Source organism: Parapedobacter sp. 2B3 (genome assembly GCF_041925275.1).
GTDB classification, from domain to species: Bacteria; Bacteroidota; Bacteroidia; order Sphingobacteriales; family Sphingobacteriaceae; genus Parapedobacter; species Parapedobacter pyrenivorans_A.
In genome coordinates, this window is sequence record NZ_JBHEUZ010000006.1 from 172,382 (window position 1) to 194,363 (window position 21,982).

General features: G+C 51.8%; 14 protein-coding genes. 1 reads left to right on the forward strand and 13 read right to left on the reverse strand.

Annotated features, from left to right (window positions below; genetic code table 11):
• Positions 1–22: 22 nt before the first annotated feature.
• Positions 23–382 carry an MmcQ/YjbR family DNA-binding protein gene (locus ACEVG1_RS09125; protein WP_374743353.1) on the reverse strand — a complete coding sequence of 120 codons (360 nt, stop codon included), beginning with the start codon at positions 380–382 and terminating at the stop codon, positions 23–25.
• A 284-nt stretch (positions 383–666) separates the two neighbouring features.
• Here ACEVG1_RS09125 and dnaK point away from each other — a divergent pair, with 284 nt between their 5' ends.
• Positions 667–2,589 (forward strand): molecular chaperone DnaK, encoded by a 1,923-nt coding sequence (dnaK, locus tag ACEVG1_RS09130; RefSeq protein WP_374743355.1) that lies wholly within the window; start codon positions 667–669, stop codon positions 2,587–2,589.
• Between the two features lie 95 nt (positions 2,590–2,684).
• On the opposite strand, the gene ACEVG1_RS09135 is transcribed toward dnaK, so the two are convergent.
• The 12 genes from ACEVG1_RS09135 to ACEVG1_RS09190 all read right to left on the reverse strand — a co-directional run bounded on the left by ACEVG1_RS09135 (position 2,685) and on the right by ACEVG1_RS09190 (position 21,877).
• The gene (locus ACEVG1_RS09135) at positions 2,685–3,596 is read right to left on the reverse strand and encodes an NDP-sugar synthase (protein WP_374743356.1); all 912 of its coding nucleotides are present in this window, start codon (positions 3,594–3,596) and stop codon (positions 2,685–2,687) included.
• A gap of 95 nt (positions 3,597–3,691) precedes the next feature.
• Positions 3,692–5,230: a helicase HerA-like domain-containing protein gene (locus ACEVG1_RS09140; protein WP_374743357.1), complete on the reverse strand. Its 1,539-nt coding sequence runs from the start codon at positions 5,228–5,230 to the stop codon at positions 3,692–3,694.
• A 71-nt stretch (positions 5,231–5,301) separates the two neighbouring features.
• The gene (locus ACEVG1_RS09145) at positions 5,302–6,414 is read right to left on the reverse strand and encodes a glycoside hydrolase family 43 protein (RefSeq protein ID WP_374743358.1); all 1,113 of its coding nucleotides are present in this window, start codon (positions 6,412–6,414) and stop codon (positions 5,302–5,304) included.
• Between the two features lie 8 nt (positions 6,415–6,422).
• Positions 6,423–7,268, reverse strand: coding sequence for an alpha/beta hydrolase (locus tag ACEVG1_RS09150; protein ID WP_374743359.1), 846 nt, complete (start codon positions 7,266–7,268; stop codon positions 6,423–6,425).
• Positions 7,269–7,348: 80 nt separating this feature from the next.
• Positions 7,349–8,743 (reverse strand): sulfatase, encoded by a 1,395-nt coding sequence (locus tag ACEVG1_RS09155; RefSeq protein ID WP_374743360.1) that lies wholly within the window; start codon positions 8,741–8,743, stop codon positions 7,349–7,351.
• Between the two features lie 41 nt (positions 8,744–8,784).
• The gene (locus ACEVG1_RS09160; protein ID WP_374743361.1) at positions 8,785–10,320 is read right to left on the reverse strand and encodes a sulfatase; all 1,536 of its coding nucleotides are present in this window, start codon (positions 10,318–10,320) and stop codon (positions 8,785–8,787) included.
• A gap of 36 nt (positions 10,321–10,356) precedes the next feature.
• Complete coding sequence (locus ACEVG1_RS09165; RefSeq protein WP_374743362.1) at positions 10,357–11,850, reverse strand: RagB/SusD family nutrient uptake outer membrane protein; 1,494 nt, start codon at positions 11,848–11,850, stop codon at positions 10,357–10,359.
• 18 nt (positions 11,851–11,868) lie between these two features.
• Positions 11,869–15,198: a TonB-dependent receptor gene (locus ACEVG1_RS09170; protein ID WP_374743363.1), complete on the reverse strand. Its 3,330-nt coding sequence runs from the start codon at positions 15,196–15,198 to the stop codon at positions 11,869–11,871.
• A 259-nt stretch (positions 15,199–15,457) separates the two neighbouring features.
• A complete protein-coding gene (locus ACEVG1_RS09175; RefSeq protein ID WP_374743364.1) occupies positions 15,458–16,546 on the reverse strand; it encodes a FecR family protein in 1,089 nt (362 codons plus the stop codon).
• Positions 16,547–16,588: 42 nt separating this feature from the next.
• A complete protein-coding gene (locus ACEVG1_RS09180) occupies positions 16,589–17,170 on the reverse strand; it encodes an RNA polymerase sigma factor (protein WP_374743366.1) in 582 nt (193 codons plus the stop codon).
• 96 nt (positions 17,171–17,266) lie between these two features.
• Positions 17,267–18,652, reverse strand: coding sequence for a sulfatase (locus ACEVG1_RS09185; RefSeq protein WP_374743367.1), 1,386 nt, complete (start codon positions 18,650–18,652; stop codon positions 17,267–17,269).
• A 366-nt stretch (positions 18,653–19,018) separates the two neighbouring features.
• Positions 19,019–21,877, reverse strand: coding sequence for a hypothetical protein (locus ACEVG1_RS09190; RefSeq protein WP_374743368.1), 2,859 nt, complete (start codon positions 21,875–21,877; stop codon positions 19,019–19,021).
• Positions 21,878–21,982: the final 105 nt, after the last annotated feature.

Genomic DNA, 21,982 nt, shown 5'->3' on the forward strand with positions numbered 1-21,982 from the left:
AAGTTAAACGGCACCTCATCGCCTATTGAAGAACCAACCGGTCGCGCACTTGCTTAGGTAACCCCGCTACCACTAAGCCATAGCCATGGTCAATAAGTTCCATAAGCTCTTTGTCGCTTAATTCGCCGTTGCAGGCTACCTGGTTCCAATGGCGCTTATTCATGTGGTATGCCCCTTGTATCGTGTGCGGGTGCCGCTCACGCAACTCCAGTGCATATTCCGGATCGCACTTGGCGCTGAACGACAGCGGCTGGCTATCCAACCCGGCAAGGAGAAACATTTTACCGGCTACTTTGAATACGAGTGCATCGGGTCCGAATGGGCAACTCTCGGTTACCGCAGGTTTGGCCAGGCAATATTCACGTAGTTGTTCGATATGCATTTTTTAGTCGTATGTCGTTAGTCACTAGTCGTTAGTCGTATGTCTTACGTCGCTTACTGATTACCTTGGATCAAACATCGGCAATAAAAAGCAAAAAGCAAACAAGCAAAAGCAACCTAGCAAATGACACATTGTCATGCTTATATCATCCTTGGCCGCCCCTTTTTCCTCATCTGCCTATAATTGGCATCAAACCTGCGATTGGCACAAGGCTTGTGTAAAGAACTTGTACAAAGAGTAAAAGCAATTGATTTAATCATCAACGTAGAAAAGGAAATATAGATATGGCAAAAATTATTGGAATCGACTTAGGAACTACCAACTCTTGCGTAGCTGTGATGGAGGGTAATGAGCCGGTAGTCATCACCAACAACGAAGGTAAACGTACCACGCCTTCGATTGTAGCATTCGTTGAGAATGGTGAGCGCAAGGTGGGTGATCCTGCTAAGCGCCAAGCCATCACCAATCCGAAAAAAACCGTCTCTTCCATCAAGCGGTTTATGGGTACTACTTACGACGAAGCGGCCAAAGAGGCCAAGCGCGTACCTTACAGCATTGTGAAGGGCGACAACAACACCCCCCGTGTGGAGATAGACGACCGCAAATACACGCCGCAGGAGATTTCTGCAATGGTATTGCAGAAAATGAAGAAAACCGCGGAGGATTTCCTAGGCCAAGAGGTATCGGAAGCCGTAATTACGGTGCCTGCCTATTTTAATGACGCGCAACGCCAAGCGACGAAAGAAGCCGGCGAGATTGCAGGACTAACTGTAAAGCGGATCATCAACGAGCCTACCGCAGCCGCTCTTGCTTACGGACTGGACAAGTCTAATAAAGACATGAAAATAGCTGTGTTCGACTGCGGGGGCGGTACGCACGACGTATCTGTACTCGAATTGGGCGACGGTGTATTTGAAGTGAAATCTACCGACGGCGACACGCATCTTGGCGGTGACGACTTCGATCAGGTAATCATCGATTGGTTGAACGACGAGTTCAAGAACGACAACAACGGTTTTGATTTGAGCAAGGACCCAATGGCACTGCAACGCCTGAAAGAGGCGGCAGAAAAAGCCAAAGTGGAATTGTCAAGCTCTTCTTCCACCGAGATTAACCTGCCGTACATCACGGCAGACCAGACTGGCCCCAAGCACTTGGTGCGCACACTGAGCCGTGCTAAATTCGAGCAATTGGCCGATAGCTTAATCAAAAGGACGATCGAACCCTGTAAGTCGGCATTGAAAAATGCGGGTTACTCGGCTTCCGACATCGATGAGATCATCTTGGTGGGCGGATCTACCCGTATACCGGCTATCCAAGAGGCTGTGAAGAAGTTTTTTGGCAAAGAGCCTTCCAAAGGGGTAAACCCCGATGAGGTTGTTGCTTTGGGTGCCGCTATCCAAGGCGGTGTGTTAACCGGTGAAGTGAAAGATGTATTGCTACTCGACGTAACCCCACTTTCATTGGGTATCGAAACGATGGGTGGCGTCATGACCAAACTCATCGAATCGAATACCACCATCCCGAGTAAGAAATCAGAGGTATTCTCTACCGCATCGGATAATCAACCCTCTGTTGAAATCCACATCTTACAGGGCGAGCGGCCCATGGCTGCACAGAACCGCACCATTGGGCGTTTCCATCTGGATGGCATTCCACCGGCACCGCGCGGAGTACCACAAATCGAGGTCACTTTCGACATCGATGCAAACGGCATCCTCCATGTATCGGCGAAGGATAAAGCCACCGGTAAGGAACAGAAAATCCGTATAGAAGCGTCTTCTGGCTTAACTGACGACGAAATCCAAAAGATGAAGCAGGAAGCAGAGGCCAATGCCGAGGCCGACAAGAAAGCCAAAGAGGAGATCGATAAGCTGAATGCCGCTGACGCCCTCATTTTCTCAACGGAAAAACAGTTGAGTGAATATGGCGATAAAATCGGGGCTGATAAAAAGGCTCCTATCGAAGAAGGCCTCAAGAAGCTGAAAGACGCCCACGCGGCCAAAGATTTCGCCGCCATCGATGCAGCCCAAGCCGAACTGCAAAATGCGTGGAACGCTGCCTCCGAGGACATGTACAAAGCCTCACAGGAAGCTGGCGCACCCGACGGACAAACAGCGGAAGGTGGCTCAGCACAAGCGTCAGACAACGGCGACGACGTTACCGATGTCGAATTTGAAGAAGTCAAAGACGACGACAAGAAATAAGGCGTAAGTCACTAGTCGTTAGTCATAAGCCATAAAAAAACCTCGCGGGATGGTCCTGCGAGGTTTTTTTATGGCTTACGTATTTTTCCTAGCTCTTAAAAGAGCTTATCGGGGTACACCCCTCCATTCACCAATTTAGCAATGCTTTCCTGTACAATAGGCTTATCTTCCGGATAGGTGACCCCAAACCACTTTTGTGACGTGGGAAGCACCTTAAAGGTTGCTTTACCTAACTTGATCAGCTCATCGGCCACCTTGGGAATCAAAAATTCCGATTTCGGATTGTCTTCGTTGGCGGGCACGAATGCTTTGAACAGTTCTTCACTTATTTTGAAAATTGCCGGTGTAAAGCCCCAGAAGTTCATCGATACCCGGCTGCTCCGCGGCAGCTCGGTTTCCACGCCGTCCTCCTCGAAGAAAATACGCCTTTCGCCATCCACTTCCTTGAAGTAAACTTTCAGCCGCTCGTTGATTTCAGTCATGTTACCTTCATCGTCCACCTTGCACACCCCGCGCGAGACCGAACCGTAGTCAGAAAGGGTTTTGTCTATCTGGTAGCCCATCAGCGAAAACTTATGGTCCGTCACTTCATAGGTAAGGAATTTGGCCATCTTTTCAAACGCCTCATAGCCATAGAAATCGTCGGCATTGATTACGCAGAATGGCTCGTTGATCTGATTGCGTGCAGAAAGGACGGCATGGGCGGTACCCCATGGCTTGGAACGCTCAATTTGTTTGTCGATACCAAAAGGCGTAAGGTCATAACTTTGGTATACATAGTCCGTCTCAATCTTTCCGGCCAATTTCGGCTCGAATATTTCCTTGAATTTATCAGCAAATTCCTCACGGATGATGAAACTTACTTTTCCGAATCCGGCCCGGATGGCGTCATAGATGGAATAATCGATAATCGTTTCGCCATTAGGCCCAAACGGGTCTATCTGTTTCATGCTTCCGTAGCGGCTGGCCATACCGGCCGCAAGAATTAACAAGGTGGGTTTACTCATTACTTAAATTATGATATGATGAATTTGTACTCTTCAAATGGTCAAACTTAGCTAAATTCCGCATGATATGAAAATACCATCGTATCCCTATTGTCTCACCGCTTCCTTTTGAACATGGCCGTCAATATCCCATTGGCGATTCTGGTCAATAACTTCGTGCCTTCCCGCGCCAGTGTGGTCGTTGCAGCTTTCTGTGCAGCTTCCAATGGCGTTTGCCGCGTACTCCGCCGGGGTTTACTCTTCGCTTTTGCCGCAGCCTCTCGTTCTTCCCTCGCCGCGTACACTTGCGTTTTCTCCTCAAGCATTTCGGCCGCACTCCTACGGTTTACCGATTGGTGGTATTTAGTGTAAAAAGACGACGCTTTGACCAGCTGATCATAGGTTTGCGCATCCACCGGGCCCATTACCGCCCGTGGTGGTATCAAGTGGGTGGCTACTACCTCCGTAGGGATACCTTTGTCATTCAGCACGGTAATCAGCGCCTGCCCCGTTCCGAGTGAAGTGAGCACACGGTCAATTTCATAAAACTCCGACCGTGGGTAGGTTTTCACCGTTTTGCGCAGTGCTTCGGCATCATTGGGAGTAAACGCCCGCAGTGCATGCTGCACACGGTTACCCAACTGCCCCAACACGCTTTCAGGGATATCGGTTGGCGCTTGGGTACAGAAGAACACACCCACACCTTTCGAACGGATAAGGCGAACAATCTGCTCCACCTGGGTGAGGAAGGCTTTCGGCGCGTCTTTAAAGAGCAAGTGCGCTTCTTCAAAAAAGAAGACCAGCTTTGGCTTGTCGAGGTCACCTACTTCGGGCAGATTTTTAAACAATTGGGACAGTAGACTTAACAAGAAAGTGGAAAACAAAATAGGCTGATCCTGAATATCTGAAATATTGAGGAGACTGATGACTCCCTTGCCATCGACCCGTCCGAACAGGTCGTCGATCTCAAATTCCTTCTCGCCGAAGATATCCGATACGCCCTGCTGCTCCAGTGCCACCAGTTTGCGTAATATCGTTCCCGAGGTACTTCCGCTTATGCGGCCATACGTATCTTTAATCTCATCGGCTCCCGGTCCGTCCGTCAGGTAGCTGAGCAACTTTTTCAGGTCGGCAAAATCCACCAGTGGCAGTTGGTTATCTTCTGCGTATTTGAATACCGCTGCCAACACGCCCGTTTGCGTATCGTTCAAATCCAGTATGCGGCCCAGCATCACCGGACCGAAATCCTCCACCGTAAGCCGCATCGGATTGCCTACTTTCCCGCTGAGTGAAAAAAGTTCAACCGGAAATCCCGTTGGTTCAAACGGCCATTCCAATGCTTCGCCGCGCTCTACCAATGCTGGGTTCACTTCGCCCGGTTGGTGCAGCCCCGACAGGTCGCCTTTCACGTCCAGCAAAAAGACCGGCACTCCAGCATCCGACAACTGCTCAGCAATCAGCTGCAAGGTGCGGGTCTTCCCCGTACCCGTAGCCCCCGCAATAAGGCCGTGCCTGTTCATCATCTTCAGCGGCAGGTTCACTTTGGCCGGGGCCAATATTTCCCCATCCAGCAGCCCTGCCCCCAAGAAAATAAAGGCGCCTTTCGGGTTATAGGAGGCGGATACTTTTTCGATGAACTTCGCTTGATTTCCCATATCGCATGTAACAAAAAGATGGCCGAAAGCTACATACTTCTGCGATGAAATGCAAACGGCGGCAGTGATATTTAAGGTTGGGTGGTGGGCCCCATCACTTTCAATATGCCATCGCTATCAATCTCCATCTCGTCGATGAAAACCACCCGCTCGTCACCGGTCTTGGTTGTACGGCCATGGTATACGCATAGCATCCTTCCATCCGGCATGAATAACACGCTATTGTGACCGGTACCCGTAACGTCTCCACCACTGGCTGTATTCTTCTCCAACACCGGGTTGTTGGCCGCCTTGGCATAGGGCCCCAACGGATTTGTCGCGGTGGCATAGCCAACGGCATAGTTCTCCCCGGCAAAGTGATTGGCCGAATACATCATGTAATAGGTATCGCCCCGCTTGAAGGTGAAAGACCCCTCGGTCCATCGGCGATTCACCTCGCGGCTGGTTACCGAGCGGCTTTCCCATTCCGCCTGTGCATTATCCATGTCCACCGGCGGCCGCAAACACAGTACCGGCTCGCCGATCACTCCTGAAAAATCCGGCCGGAGCTCCACTCCATACACCCAGCTCTCCTCAATCTCATCATACCAACCCTTTTGCTTTGCCCAAGCAGCCACCTCGCTTTCTACGGGGTGTTTATAGCAGCAGCGCGAATAATACAGAAACATGCGGCCGTCTTCCGCAAAATAAACATTGGCATCAATAATCGGATAGCCGGGATCGAACAGCGGCCTATCATACATATCTATAAATGGGCCGGTCGGGTTATCAGCCACGGCTACGCCAATCTTGAAATTTTCCAACTCGTTGGTGGGGTTATCCTTCCATTGTGCGCTGTAGAACATATAAAATTTATCGTTATGCGCATACACTTCAGGCGCCCAGTATGCGCCGCCCCATGCAGCGGTAGAATCACTCCAACCGTTTTCATTGCCGGCATAATAGACCTGTCCTTCGGATTGCCAGTTCACCAGATCGGTAGAGGAATAAGCTGCAAAGCCGTTTTTAGCACCTCCTCCGGTACCGTACATGTAATACCGCGCACTGGCGTCATCATAAATCACATACGGATCTCCAAAGGCCACATCCAAGGGGTTGTTAGACGAGGTGGGGATTGTTTGCGCTTCCGCAACGTACGGCAGTGCTACAGTAAAAAGGACAGCAATAACGGTATTCAGATTCATCAGCTATTTTATTTCGTTTTCTTTGTCAATTTGTCAACATAGTGGAGCAGGATATGGAAAGCCGGTGTGGCCATGGCACCATGGTCAAACCCATCCAGTTCGTAGAGGTGCACATCGTTATGCCCCACGAACTTCATCATCCGGTAGAAATAGGCATTTTCCTCATACCTACCCAGCATCTCCATCTCCCGATCGCCGGTGATAAGCACTAACGGTGGGGCATCCTTCCGCACATGGTATAGCGGTGCATACTCATCAACAATCGGTTGGGTATCCTTTATCCCCCGTTCGGCACGCACCGTCATATGCGTGATGGCATGGCCACTGAAATCGACAATACCCGCCAGTTTGTCTGCATCCTCACCGTGCTGCTGCAGCCACGATTTGTCCAGTCCGACCATGGCCACCAAGTACCCGCCGGCCGAATGGCCGGAAACAATGATCTTCGTTGGGTCACCGCCGTAATCGGCAATGTGATTGAACGTCCAAGCGACGGCCGCCGCCGCATCGTCGATATAAGCCGGGGCCTTTGCTTTCGGGCTTAGCCGGTAGTTAACGGCCACCACGGCCAGTCCTTTTTCTTTCAATTCCTTGGGGATGAACTTCTCCCCTCCTGTAATGCCCCCGCCATGGAACCACACAACCGTGGGAAAGTCCTTCGTATTTTCGGGGTAGTATACATCCAACACACATCGCTCTTTTGCATACGTATCATCAACATCATCGCCGCGATATCCAATATTTTCGACCAGTTGATAGGTTATCGAATTGGCGGCTCGCTGGGCATGTGCGGTAATCACGAATGCGATCAAGCACCAGCCTATCATTACATACTTCTTTCTATTGATGGTCATTTCAAAAACCTGTTTGTTAATAGTGGAGCCAAGCCGCATCCACGTCGCTAAAAATACATAATGCCAATGGAAATGAAAAATCACTTCCTCGCCGGATCTGCCCTTTCCGGTGTCAGCTCTGGCAAATATGCCCGCCACGTATAAAGTTTGGTCCGCAATTCATCCACGATATCAGGGTGTGATTCAGCAATATTGGTAGTTTCGTGCCGGTCATTTTCCATATCGTACAGCTCCTCGTTACCACGTTGGTAATCCATAAGCAATTTCCACTTGCCCGAGCGGATGGCCAGGTTCGGACTCCGGTCGCGCCCTTTTGGGTAATTGAATGCATATTCGTTCCGGCCGTACTCCCAATACATATCCTTTTTCCGTGGTGCCGGATGTCCCGTAAGCACCTGCGCCCGGTTTTCGCCATCGCCTTTGTAATTGGCCGGCAATGTACCCGAAGCAATCGACGAAAGGGTTGGAAACAGGTCGGTTGCATTCAGCACCGATACGCTATCCGTAACGCCCGCAGGAACATACGCCGGCCACCTCACGATAAACGGCATGCGGATACCGCCTTCGTAAAGCGATAGCTTTGTGCCCCGGAATCCGCCAGACCTGCTGCCTTTGAAGCTTGGCAAAGGCCCATTGTCACTGGTGAAGATGATCAGCGTATTTTCCGCGATACCCAGTTCGTCCAGCCCATCCAGTAACCTACCCATCTGCTTATCAAACTCGGCAAGGACCAATTTGAAAGCCGCCTCCTCGTTGGGGTCCATCGGAAACTTCCCCGCGTGGCGGCGATTTTCTTCCGGTACCCAGGGCGTATGCATATCGTCGGGCCAGAGATTGACGAAGCATGGCGTCCCTTCGTGGCGGTGCAAGAAATCGAGCGTTTTATCGACAAAATAGGCTGTCCGATCCCACCGCTGTACACTGTCCACATCAGACCATATCCAGTCCGTTGCGGTCAGTGCCGAGTCGGGTTCGGGGCTTTCATACGTGCTGGCATGCTCGTCGAAACCGTACAGCTTGAACCCCGGTGCATTCTGGATGTCGCGTCCACCGCCCATGTGCCATTTACCGAAATGACCGGTGGCGTACCCGGCAGCTTTCAGCACCTTAGCGATGGATGGGGCATGTACGTTCAGGTAGTTGGCCTGTTCGGCCCGACCGTTACTGCGTCGGTCGTTCAGGAACGTGGTGAAATTCCATTCGGCCGGAAACATACCCGTTAGCAGCCCCGTACGCGAGGGGCTGCAAATCGGGGACGCACTGTAGTATTGGGTAAATCTGGTCCCCTCCGCGGCAAGCCGATCCAGCTGTGGCGTGGGGACAAAATCGCCACCGAACGCACCGATATCACTGAAACCCATATCGTCGGTGAGAATCACAATGATATTCGGTGGCTCTTGGCCAACGGCGGTAACGTTATGTGCCAATAGACCCAACACCAATACCACGCGGATAATCGACTTGATGGTTCTCATAATTCCTTGCAATATAAGAGAAATTAGCGCATATGTGGTGATTATTGCTTGCTTTCGGGCTGCGGAGCTGCTGCCGCGGGTTGTTGTGCCAGCAACGCTCGCAAGGTGTCACGCACGGCGGGCTGTTCATCGGCAATGTTCTTTACCTCCATATACCCATCTTGATAGTCGTACAACTCATATTCCGCTGGTCCGGTACCATCGCCTATTTCCTTCCATTCCACCAGCCGGTAACGGTCAGTCCGGATGGCCCTACCCATCCGGCCACCCCTCGGGAAGGCGTGGTAGGCGTGGTCACGGATACGTGTTTCCGGATCATTCAATACTGGCACCATGCTGAGGCCATCAAACGGCTGCTGTGCCTGTGGCACCGGTAATCCCGCCAATTCGACCAGCGTAGGGTAGATATCTACCGTTTCTGTAAGCTGTGCTGTATGCGAGCCGGGATGGCTGACACCCGGTGCGGAAATAATCAACGGAATACGGTTGGCCAACTCATAATTCACGTGTTTCGTCCACATACCCATCTCGCCGAGCATGTAGCCATGATCGCCCCATAATACCACAATGGTATTTTCATCGAGGTCTAGTGCTGCCAACTCGTTCAGCACGGTCCCGATCTGGTTGTCTACATAACTCACCGCGGCATAGTAACCGTGAATCAGCTTCCGGGCGAGGCTGTCGGGAAACGGCGCTGCCGTTACCTCGGTAGGAACGGGAATGTACTGATCGATCTCGGTCCCATATTTTACGGCATAGGGCGGAGCCCCCTCGGGCCGGGTGGTAACGGTGGGCATGGGCAGCTTGCTTTCATCGTATAGGTCCCAATACTTCTGCGGCACCGAAAACGGCAGGTGTGGCCGGGCGAACCCTACCGCCAGGAAAAACGGCTGGTCGGGTTCCGATTTCAATGCGCGTAGCCGCTCCACTGCCCGGTTGGCAACACGACCGTCGGCATAGGCATCATCGGCCACGTCTGGCGATTCCCACGCCAGCCCACGGGGCAATCCTCGGGCACTTTGATTCGAGAAGAGTGCCTCTTCACGCGTAAATCCGTCTTTCTTACTGGCCGGATCGACGTACTCGATGACCAGGTCCTTATGGTGCGGCACGCTCCACGACAACGAATCGCCATGCGTGCCATGCCCAAAGTGAAACACCTTTCCCATCGACTCAGTATGGTAACCGTGTTGTTTGAAATATTGGGGCAACGTTACCGCATCGGGGTAATAGTCGCGGAAATTACGGCCGAAATGATAGATCCCTGATGACGTGGAGCGGCTACCCAACAGCAGATTGAACCGTGAAGGGGCACATACTGCCTGGTTGGAATATGCCCGTTCAAACAGCAGGCCGCCCGCTGCAAGTTTATCCAAATGGGGGGTAATGGCCGCCGTATCTCCGTAGGCGCCAATTGCCGGACGGAGGTCGTCAACAAGGATCAATAAAACATTTGGTTGCGCCGGCTTGTCGGCCGTTGTACAGGAACCACCAACCAATACCGAAAAGCTTGCGGCACACCATAAAAGTAGCCTCCACCGCGCGATGTGCCTTTGATTGTTTTTTACACGCATCATTATCTATTATCGTTAACGTTATATGTAAACCACTTTTCATTCACCGTCCGTGCGGTCTAATGAAGGATCGGCATCCCTCGCTGCCTGCGGTATCGGGAACCGGATATGTGTTTCGTTTGCATTCGTTTTTCCGCGGGCGTGGGCCGAAGACACAAATCTACCGAAACGGATCAAGTCTTCTCTGCGTATGCCCGATTCGGCGTAAAACTCCCACGCCCGTTCATTGAGCAAGTGGTTACGAAACGCCTGCAAGTCGGGGAAATCAGCTAATGAAACCGCATCTTCACCAACAAGGCCGGCCCGCGCCCGTATTTGATTGACGAGATCAACCGCCTCTTGGCTTGGCCATTGCCGCTCAGCGAGTGCCTCTGATTTGGCCAAGAGGATATCCGCATAGCGTATTTCCGGCAAATCATTACCATGGTCATTTACAATGGCGTTCGGATCGGGCCTAAACTTGATGGACCGTGTATTGTTACCGTTCAGCAAGGATATGGTTTGCCCGGCACCGTTGACATAGCTGGTCATGATCAGGTTCTTCCGGATATCATCTTCATCAAATGATTGGTAGAAACTGTCGTACAGTCGGTACTGTGCCGCCCAATTCTGCCAACCACTTTGAAATACTAATCCCATTTGCGGACTCTGCTGAAAACCCGGAGGGAGTGCCCCATTGATGTATTCATTGCCCCCATCCTGTGGCGATTGCGGGTACACTAAAATAAACTCGCTGTTTTGCTCATTCTCGACCCTGAATAGTTGTTCGTATTCCGGGTATAGTTGGTATTTACCAAGCGCAATGACATCATCCGCGGCCGCGATTGCTTTTTCCCATTGTTTCGTATTAAGGTAGAATTTACAGAGCAAAGCGAATGCCGCGCCCCGATTCGGCCGGCCATAGTTTGCTTCCTCACCGGGCAGTGGTAGTGTTTCCGTGACCGATTGCAGCTCGCCTTCAATAAATGTTTGCATCGCTGCCTCCGTAGCCTTTCCCAGCTCCAGCGGATCGTCGCTTGACGTACGGAGGGGTACAGGTCCAAACCAGCCGTACAACTTAGCGTATGCCAAAGCCCGCATAAAACGGGCTTCCGCCATATAGGTTGCTTTTTTCGACGCATCGTAGTCACCCCGATCGATATTTTCCAATAGCAGGTTCGCATTTCGGATAGCGCGATACGGCCGCAGCCAAAGGATATTGTTAAACCAGGGCAAAGAGGCATCCCAGGTAAAATTGATCATTTGCGTTGCTATGAGGTTTTCACCGCCACCCGTTTCCCACTCAATATCCGTGCACCAGTTTTCCAGGTTCATACGCGACTTCCCATCCCACCCCCGCATAAACAGCTCGCCAAACGTTGCGTTCAGCAGCGAGTTTACACCGGCCTCGGTAGCCAACAGGGTTTGCGGATCCATTTCAGAATATACCGGTTCATCGAGGTATTTTTCGCAACTTGCCGTGCCAAACACCAAAGCTACCATACCAACCAAGTACCGCAGGCGCCGTGTTACTAAGCTATAATTTACTTTCATGACTTTTCTAATAAATGGTTAAAAATCGGCCGTCAGCCCAATCATCCATGTTCTCGCGAGCGGATACGCATTATAATCAATGCGATTGAACGCACCACCGTTCGGATTAATCGAAGGATCGAAACCGGAATAATCGGTAAAGGTTGCCACGTTTTCTACGGAAAAACGTACACCCACATTCTTGAGGTACTGCCAACCGGGCGAAAACTGATACGAGAGCGAAATGTTACGGATGCGGACGTACGACGCGTCTTCCACCGTAAAACTGTTCACTCGCTTGTCGCCCTGACCACCCGGATTAACGAACGAAGGGTAACGGTTGGACGGATTCTCGGGTGTCCACCTGTTCAAATAAGGCTCCGCATACTTGTTTCTCCTGAAACTAACCGGGAAATAGGATTCCGCGAGGTTATTATTTAACATTTTCGCTCCTGAAACACCATCCAGAAAAATCGAAAGTTCAAACCCTTTATATGAAAGTTGATTTCCTACAGACCACGTCAAATTGGGAAACGAATTGCCCAGCAACACACGATCGTCACCATTCACGGTGCCATCTCCGTTAACATCACGGTACTTGATGTCACCGGGTTCGACTGCGTCACGCGTCACTGAAAAATCATCACTTTCTTGCCAAATCCCATCAATTGCCCATCCATAAAACGAAAACAGCGGCGAACCGGGGCGCAGAATAAAGACACCGCTGGTTTGGCCGGCACCACCCGAGATAATGGGATTGTCCTGCCCGATGTCGAGCACCTCATTGGCCAGCGTTGCGAGGTTCACTTGCGTACTCCACTTCAGTGCGCCCGTCAGGTTGTCGCTATTCACTGCAAATTCCCATCCCCTGTTGCGTATACTCCCAACATTTGACAACCGGGTTGAATACCCCGTGGATGAAGGGATGGGTAAGGCGAACAGCATATTGAACGTGGTTTTCGTAAAGTAATCAATGCTTCCGGAAATCCGTCCGTTCAAGAACCCCAGGTCTATCCCAGCATTCAACTGCTCGGTTGTTTCCCATTTCAAATCAGGGTTCGGATACCGGGCCGGGTCTGTGCCTACATTGAGCTGATCGTCCAAAATGGCCGATGGCCCTTTACCGAACGTCGTTAAAGCACTGTAATTCCCGATGTCTTGGTTGCCGGTTTGCCCCCAGCTAAAACGGGGTTTCAACTCGGAAAACAGGGAAATATCTTGCATGAACTCCTCTTCCATCAGCTTCCACCCCAGCGCAAACGACGGGAAATAGCCGAATCGGTTATTGATGCCAAAGCGCGACGAACCGTCGGCCCGTACCGAGGCTGTAATAAGGTATTTGTTATTCAACTCGTAGTTTACCCGCCCGAGATATGAAAGGAGCCGGTTGGCTGCCCGGCCCGTACCTATCCGATAGGTTTCCTGTTCGCCTAAGCCAATGTTGTCCGTTCCGGTGACATCCGACGGGAAGCCGGTGGCGTCCTGAAAGGAAGACGAGTATACAAAGCGCTGGGTTGTAGCACCTCCCATCACATTCAGGTAATGGTTATCCCACCTTCGATCATAGGTTAGCGTTCCTTCAAACAAGTAGTTGCTCTGCATACCATTGATGACGGATGCACTACCTCCGGCTGCCATAGCGCGCCGGGTCTTTTGCCCTACGTAGACATCCCGGCGTTGGGTATTGATATCGCCGCCGATATTGACCTTCGCGGTCAGATAAGGAGTGATTTTATACTGCGCATAAGCCGTGCCGAACGTCCGGTAACCGTTGGATGTAGCCAATGCTTCATTGACCAATGACATGGGATTGTCCATGTCTAAGAACGGTGACAATTGGTAGCTGCCGTCGCTATTGTATATAGGAAGTGTCGGATCGAAATTGAGTGCCGTATACATGGCCCCCGATTGGGCGTTAATACCGAAGCCCGAAGGCACCTGTTCGTTATGTGCGTAGCTCACGTTCAAAGCTGTCCCCACTTCGAGACGGTCGGTAATGTTAGCACTGATGTTGAGCTTTGCTGCATACCGGCTAAACGTAGTGTTTTTCAACACCCCCCCTTGGTCGAACGCATTCAAGGCGAGGTAATAGCGATTTTGCGCGCTTCCACCACTGAAAGCCAGGCTATGGTTTTGTATGGGCGCATGATTGTCGAACACGAGGTTTTGCCAATCCGTACCGGACGCATTGACATCCGCAACCCGATCGGACTCGGGTGAAGCTCCGGCATCTATTAACCCGTTGATGACATCGATGTATTCTGCCGTCGTGAGCAAATCAACGGTGTTCGCTACACGCTGCTGGCCATACGACCCGCTGTAAGACACGGTAGTACGGCCTGCCTTCCCCTTTTTCGTGGTTACCATAATGACGCCATTCGCTCCCCTCGATCCATAAATAGCGGTAGCCGAAGCGTCTTTGAGGATCTCAATCGATTCGATATCTTCGGGATTGATACCTGCTAAGGGATTTCGTGGCGACGGGGATGAGTCGAAATTGGCTCCACCGCCCCCTGCTACCGGCGAATTATCAATAGGCAACCCGTCGATGACGTATAACGGGCTCGTTCCGGCGTTGACAGAACTAGCTCCCCGGATACGTACCGCAACGCCTCCACCCGGCTCACCACTGCTTTGGACAAACTGCACGCCGGCCGCCTTTCCGGCGATCAATTGGTCGAACGTCGCATTAGTCCCCTTATTGAAATCCTCGGCACGGATGGAACTCACCGCCCCGGTAATGTCGCTTTTCCGTTGGGTACCATACCCGACCACAACCACTTCGCTCAGGTCGGCCACAGTGGGGTTCATCGCTATAGAAGTCAAATCGGCGGATGCTGCGAGCTCACGGGTTTCGTAACCGACGAACGAAATCACCAACACGGCGTTTCGCTCCACATTATTGAGCGAAAATCGCCCATCGCTCGCCGTACTGGTTTCGTGCGGCAATCCTTTTATCCGCACCGCGGCGCCTTGCAACGGATTACCCTGCTCATCCACTACCCTTCCGGACACGGTTTGCTGTTGCAATTCCTTGTCAATACGGACGCTGCTCCGGGGCGACCTCCGTTCGACCGGCCGTTCCTTGATAACAATTTCGTTGCCTGTTATCACATAATCCAATGGAAGGTCTGCCAAGAGCCGCGCCATGGCATCTTTCAGTTCCACATTGGTCAACGATACCGATAGCGGCGGGATCTCCTTGATGTGGCGCACGCTATAAACAACGGAATATCCTGTTTGGATACGGATATCAGAAAAAATACGGCGAAGCCCCGCGTTTTCCCGGTGGATGGTCAGCTTCTGTGCCGAAGTTTCGGCAAAGACCTGAACCAGGCAGACCGTCAAAAGAAAATACGTGATCTTCATAACCCTCAATAACAATGTTGTCGGGATGGCAATCGCTTTACGATTGCCCATTAATAAATAATTGTCCATAAAATGGTTAACGATGCGACAAACAACATCAATCGTCTTTGAAAGCTGCAGACGGTTAGTTATGTTTGTCAGGTGTTTTGATAATCGGCCAAGCCCGTCAATTGCAAGCGGCAGGCTACCCGAAAGTTAATTTATCATCACAATTGGCCGGAGATGTCTCACCATCTCCGGTTTTAGTTGTTGGTCAGTATTACGGTATAACAACAATCCCCCTTTCCTCAATTTTAAAATGGACTTGCCCGGTCAGTTCCAATCGGCGCAATACTTCCGATACATTTGCGTACCTCGATACCGCGCCACCAAAGCGCAGCTGTTTATCCGCGCCCTCAAAACGGATATCGACATTGTACCAGCGGCTTATACTCCGCATGATATGTTCCAGTGTTTCTTCATTAAATGCGATTTCGCCCGATTTCCATGCAACAAATGGCGATGTATCGACCTTTGCTATCGCTATCTCCTGTTCCTGGATCACTGCCTGGTGCCCCGGCGACAAACGCTGTGTATGCTGTGCGGTAGAAACAACGATTTCCCCTTCCAACAGGGTCGTTTGTTCGCCAACCTCATCCGCGTAGGCGGCCACGTTGAAAGACGTACCCAATACGGCAATTTCCTGCCCAGCGGTTTTTACCACAAATGGATGGTCTGGATTTTTGGTCACTTCGAAATACGCCTCGCCAACCAGCGTCACTTCACGCCTTGTTTTAGCAAATCGCTGCGGAAACCGCAATCGGGAATCCGCATTCAGCCAAACTTTCGTGCCATCGGTAAGTATCACTTGGTAGATGCCCCCACGCGGCGTAATGATTTCATTGTACGCATCCTCATCCGTCGCCATACTTTCGTCTAGTCCGTCTACCACCGTGTTGTCTGTATAAAGCAACCGATCCGCTAGCATCATGACCCCTTGCTGGCTACTGTCCAACTGCACCGTTTGCCCTCCCGCCAGCGTGAGGGTGGCCCGGTTGCCGCCCGCCGGTATATCCGCCAGTTGGCCGGCCGGCAAGGGGTCGCCCCCCGAACGGTACAACAGGGCAATAGCTACCATCAATACCAGGGATGCGGCCACAGCCAGCCAAGGCGCCATTACGCCGACGTTATGGGTTGGTAGGCGCTCTTGCATGCGCCGCCATATACGCTTTTTTACGGCTGCGTCAATCGTGGTGGGCTCGTTGCTATACGTGTGCAGATGCAGGCTCTCGATCAGCAAATACTCCTCTTCGGAGCACTCCCCCCGTCGATAGCGCTCCAATAGCTTTTCCAAGTCGTTTTTGTCCATCAACATTATCGGTCTATATAATGGTGACGGATAAAACTGCAGTTAGGGTAAAAAATAATTTAAGATAATCACGATGCCTAGCAAACTTCTTTTCAGGATAATCAAGGCATTTTTTATTTGGCGGTTCACATTGTCGCGGGAGACCTGCAAGCAATCGCTGATTTGCTGGTGGGTCATCTGTTCAAGCCGGCTTAATGAGAAGATGGCGCGCATCTTCGGCGGCATTTTATCCATGCAAGCTTCAAAGCGGTGCATCAGCTCCTTCTCAAAAAGTTGTTCATCGGTTGTGTAATTCCCTTGATCGTAGGTACGTTTCAAGTCATCGAGGTAGGATGATCGGTATTTCGAACGGTCGATACGATCGATCACCTTATTGAGTGTTGCCCGGAATAGATAGGCTTTCAGTGAACTGGTTATTTTCACGGATGCCCGCTTCTCCCAAAGCGTGGCGAATAACTCCTGCACTACGTCTTCGGCATCATCCGGATCGGACATGGCATTGCGGGCGTAACTCCAAAGGGGCATCCAATACCGTTCATATAACGCTTTAAATGCGGCCTGGTCGTCGTTTCGAATCAATGCCCAAAGCACCTCATCGTCTGTACGCTTGCTGAAATCTCCCATGATCAACGAATAATGTGATCGCTAAATTTCTACTCTTCCATTAGATTTCAAAACCATGCGCATAAATCCTGCATATCCATGCACACTTTATACCCATTAATCCCTCTTAATCGGCACATCCAGCGCCGCTCCTTTATCTCCCTGTGCGTCCATCCAACCTTGTAACTTCACTAGATAGCTTTGAACCAGCTTGCGAAATTCAGGCTCCCCCGCCAGGTTTTCCAGTTCATCGGGATCTTTGGCGATATCATAAAATTCCATTGCCGGTTTCTTCACAATGCGCTCCGTCAGCAATTTTGCCTGCTCATCATCGGTAGCACGATCTACCCAACTGGTCCATGCCAACTTCTCATTGTCGGTATTCAGCATGTACTTGATGTAGTAGGCCGAATCGGGCATAAGGTTCCAAATCAATTTGTAACGGAGATCGCGCACACTCCGGCTTGGATAGGCAGGTCCTTCGGGAATATTGTTGTGAATGCCGTAGGCCACATCGCGGTGTTGTATTTCTTTCTTCGACAGCACCTGCTTGAAACTCCGGCCGTCCAATCCAGCAATTGGCTTTCCGCCCACGATGTCGACTAACGTGGGCGTAATATCTTCATACTGCACAATGGCATCGGTTTCCGAACCCGGCCGCACATTTCCAGACCATTTCACGATCATCGAACTTTTCTGTCCATTGTCATATAACGTCCATTTGCCACCGGGAAACTGGGGTCCCTGTTCACCCAAGAAAATGACAATCGTGTTGTCGCTGGTTCCGGTCTCTTCCAGCAGGTTCATGATGTCGCCCACCTGATCATCTAGCCGCCGTACCTCCGCAAGGTACTTTCGGAATTCGGATCTTGTAAGTTCCGTATCTACCCAATGGGCAGGCAAGACAAGTTTCTCCGGATCGAATTCGTCCGGGTTGCCCACCGTCCACGGCGTATGCGGGTTGATGCTCATGACAAAAAGGCAATAGGGATCATCTTGGACGATGTAATTTCTCACACTATCCAGGAAATACTCATCCGTCGAAGCCACACAATTCGGTTCAAACCCATCTATCAAGTCAAAAGGGAAAACATTACTTGGTTTCGTCATGTGGTCCTTGCCAGTAAGGCCAACACGATACCCAAGGTCAGCCAGGTAATGGGCTACACTTTTCAGGTTGCCGTATACCGGCTTATGGTTCTGGTATGCACCATGCTTCACCGGATACAGCCCTGTGAATAACGACGCCCGGGTAGGTATGCACATCGCCTCTGACGCAATCATTGCATTGAACTTCATCCCCTCCGAGGCCAATTGATCGATGTGGGTTGTTTTCAGGTTCTGCCCGCCGTAGCAACTCAGTTGCCGCGAATCCAAGTCGTCTGCCATGATGATAATGATATTGGGTTTTTCCGGCACTTGAGCCCATGCGGCGGTTCTACTGAAAAACAATATGGCCAACAATACAGTCGATATACGATGGTCGGTTATTCTCTTCATCATCCCAATAAAAGTTACGTGTTCCTATCGGTTATAATTGTCCCTAACACAAAGATACGGGAACGCACTCCCGCAAAACCACGATATGTTACCCCTTTTTAGTCAAATTATATCATCCCATATCACCTAGATACTATACGGATGACAAATCACGCTTCACCAAATACGTAAGCTGCATTTATGCCGCTGCTCAGCAAAGGGGCTTGCCTATCCTTTCCCTATCCGAATGTACGTTTTTCCCGTATGTTTGCCGTATACCCTTCGATAAAGTGCCGTCTTTTGGCCTTTTTAACGAGATACATACGGGTATCATACGGATATCATACGGGTATCGCACGGATGAGGGATAAGGGAAAGTGGGCTATCCTTTTATTCATCTTCTACCCGTAAATAGCTATGCGCTACGCCAATCCCGCCAAATAAATCCGTACCCTGCACTACCACTACATACCCTCCGGGGTTGTCTGAAGTATAAAAAGCGAAATTCGCTTTACCGTCTTTGTCTACCAATACCTCGGGATTCCAATACAATGTCGCCCGCGTATCGGCGGCTGACTCGTCGCGCTCCGGTGTGGTATACCGCGGGCTGTAAAATTCCGGCGAAACCACCGGGACCAATGGCCTCAAACGGTACTCACCCGGAATCTTGTTGAGGAACGGGCCGGTGCCGAGGCGTGTGGTGATTTCAATGAATGCGAGGCCGCGGGTACCTATTCCCTGAGCCAAGATATTTTCCTTCATACCCAAATGCCGGTTCTGGTAACGCGACTTATAACGCATACTGCTCATGACTTCCATACCGACAATATCTTCGGCCTTGAAAAGCTTCAGGTACGGACGCAGATAGTTCATATAACCCCTAGGATCAAAATCTTCGATCAATGTTTCATCAGTGGGGAGCCAAGGCATAGATTTATCGGCAACATACCTTCCATCCGGATAATAGAATCGGCTTAACTCCATTCCATCAATGACAAAGCGAGCGTAGTTCGTGCCCACGCTATATACCTGCCCCCGGCTTATGATATCTGGGATGGGCGGCATTGTCGGAATATATTGACCCTTTCCATCCACATACTGCATCCCGAACTTATCCACATGCTCGTGGATCAGATCGAACAGCGTCTTTTTGGGCGTGTCCTCGAACGCCGCTTGCAGGATAACCTGATCCGCCCCGCCGCCCTTGTTCAGGTTCTTCGAACCCGGTATCTGCGCCTGGGCCGTAACCACCGCCTCCTCCAGCATGATACTGCCCGGATCGATCCGCCCCAGTACTCGTGCCCGCGATTCCATCAACTGCCGGGAAGCCGTGTCGGCCGGCAACATACCAGGGATGAAACGCCTCCCCGACCTTATTGATGACGGGTTCGGAAACGACGGTTCCGCCAGCTCCACACGGATACCGTAATCCTTGTCCCGCTTGTTCAGTGCCTTCAGCACCATGCTCACCGTATCGGTCGCAAACGGACCGAAACCATCGAAGCGGAAGCCGCCTTCCGCGTTGGTCGACGTATCCCGTAGCAACGCGCCCGCCGATCCCATCCGCGCCAGCAGCGTGATGCCCGAACCTTTAACCGGCCGACCCACGACGTCAACAACACGCCCGGAAACCGAAAAACCCCTTTCACGACTGAAAACCGGGGAGTCATGCCTCCGCACGTATCGCACCCACCCTTGCGTAAGCAGCAATGCGTCCATCGCCGGGGAGTCCGGATGTTTTATGTAATAGTAGGGATCCTCGACCTTCCCCCACAGGTCCGAACCCAGCAGCATGTGGCTCAGCAAATTGTCGCCGTATGCATCGAAGGCGACCTGCCCCTTGTCTAGCACCGCAACCGAAAAGCTGCCCACCGGGATGGGTTTGCCTTCGGTGTCACGCACACGCAGCGTCAGCCCCACGCTGTCCCGTGTGCCGTACGCTGCACGGTCGGTATTCAACTGCATATCCAGGCCATTGCCGTGCCACACGAACACCGAGCGGCCGTTCAATGGCGTCAGGTCATTGTCGTAAACGGTGAAGCGGATAACACCCGAAGGAAAGAGGTCTTTGGCGAACGAGCGGGCGTAAGGTCCGGTCAGTGGCGGCGTGGACCCACGGATGCCCACGGCATCCCGCGCCTCCGCCGTGAAATGGCACACCCGGCCGTGTAAGTCCGGCGTCGCGTCTATTACCACTGTCACGCTGTCCGATCCCGGTTCGCTGGCCACACGGAGCACCGTGCCCGAGGGTGCCACCGCCGGCAGTGCATGCCGCGAACCGCCCTCTAGTACCGCCGTGTAACTCGTGCCTGCTTCGGGCGTAAACTCCACCACCCCCATGCCACGATGCACCGATGCAAATGTACAAACCTCTGCACCCGTGTCATCGACAATCACTCCGGCGACGCCCGTTCCGTTGCCATAAATATCCAGTGCCTTGAATCCCAGCCGTTGGCCGAACCCGGCAACGAAGTGCCCGCCTTCGGGAAGGAACTGCAAGTCTAGTTCGCCCTCGCCAAATGCCGATATCGGCATGCGGAAGTCCAGCCCGTCCTCGCCGGAAACCTCCAGCACCAAATCGCGATTGCTGGATGCCGCTGCCAGCAACGTATCCAGGTAAAGGCTACCCGAATCGCTTGGGAGCATCCGCACGTCCAGCCGCTTACGCCGGCCATCCAGCAACCGCACCGAAACCGGCTTCCGTTCGGTAACCGCACCTCCGCTGCCCACCAAGCCGGCGTGAAGCAGAAACCGACCGTTGGAAAAGCCTACCTCGCCTACCCGCACACGCCACCCGTTAGCGTTCGGATCTACCACCCGGAAACGATCCACATACAGCGATGTGTCGCCGTAGTTCCGCATCCAGTTGGTGTAGGCCCGTAACGTGTATTCCCCTTGGGCATAATCCTCCTCATCTAGTACGATACGGCCACTGAATCCGCCCCAATGTCCGGGTGAGCTTACTCGCCTTACCACCTTTCCTGCACCGTCTATCACCTCCACATACGCCACATCGAGGCTATCGCCCGGCATGTACGTGTCCGCACGTAGCACGTAGCCCCGGTACCACAACGTATCACCCAGCAGGTAGTCGCCGCGATCGCGGTGGATGAATAACTTCTCTCGGGGAAAAGCGGAGCGCATGGACGCCACTTCCGCGATACGGTTATCAATAGACAGCGATTGACCGTAGCCGAAATTTGCAGCGATAACGCCCAGCGAAAGCAAACAGCTGATATACTTCATCATCTAGAAATTCGGTTTATCTGCCATGACAGTGTCACGGTCCATTGGTTAGCATGTACCGGATCCGGTGCATCCTATAAATACAAATAACCGTCTCGCCCAAGGCGA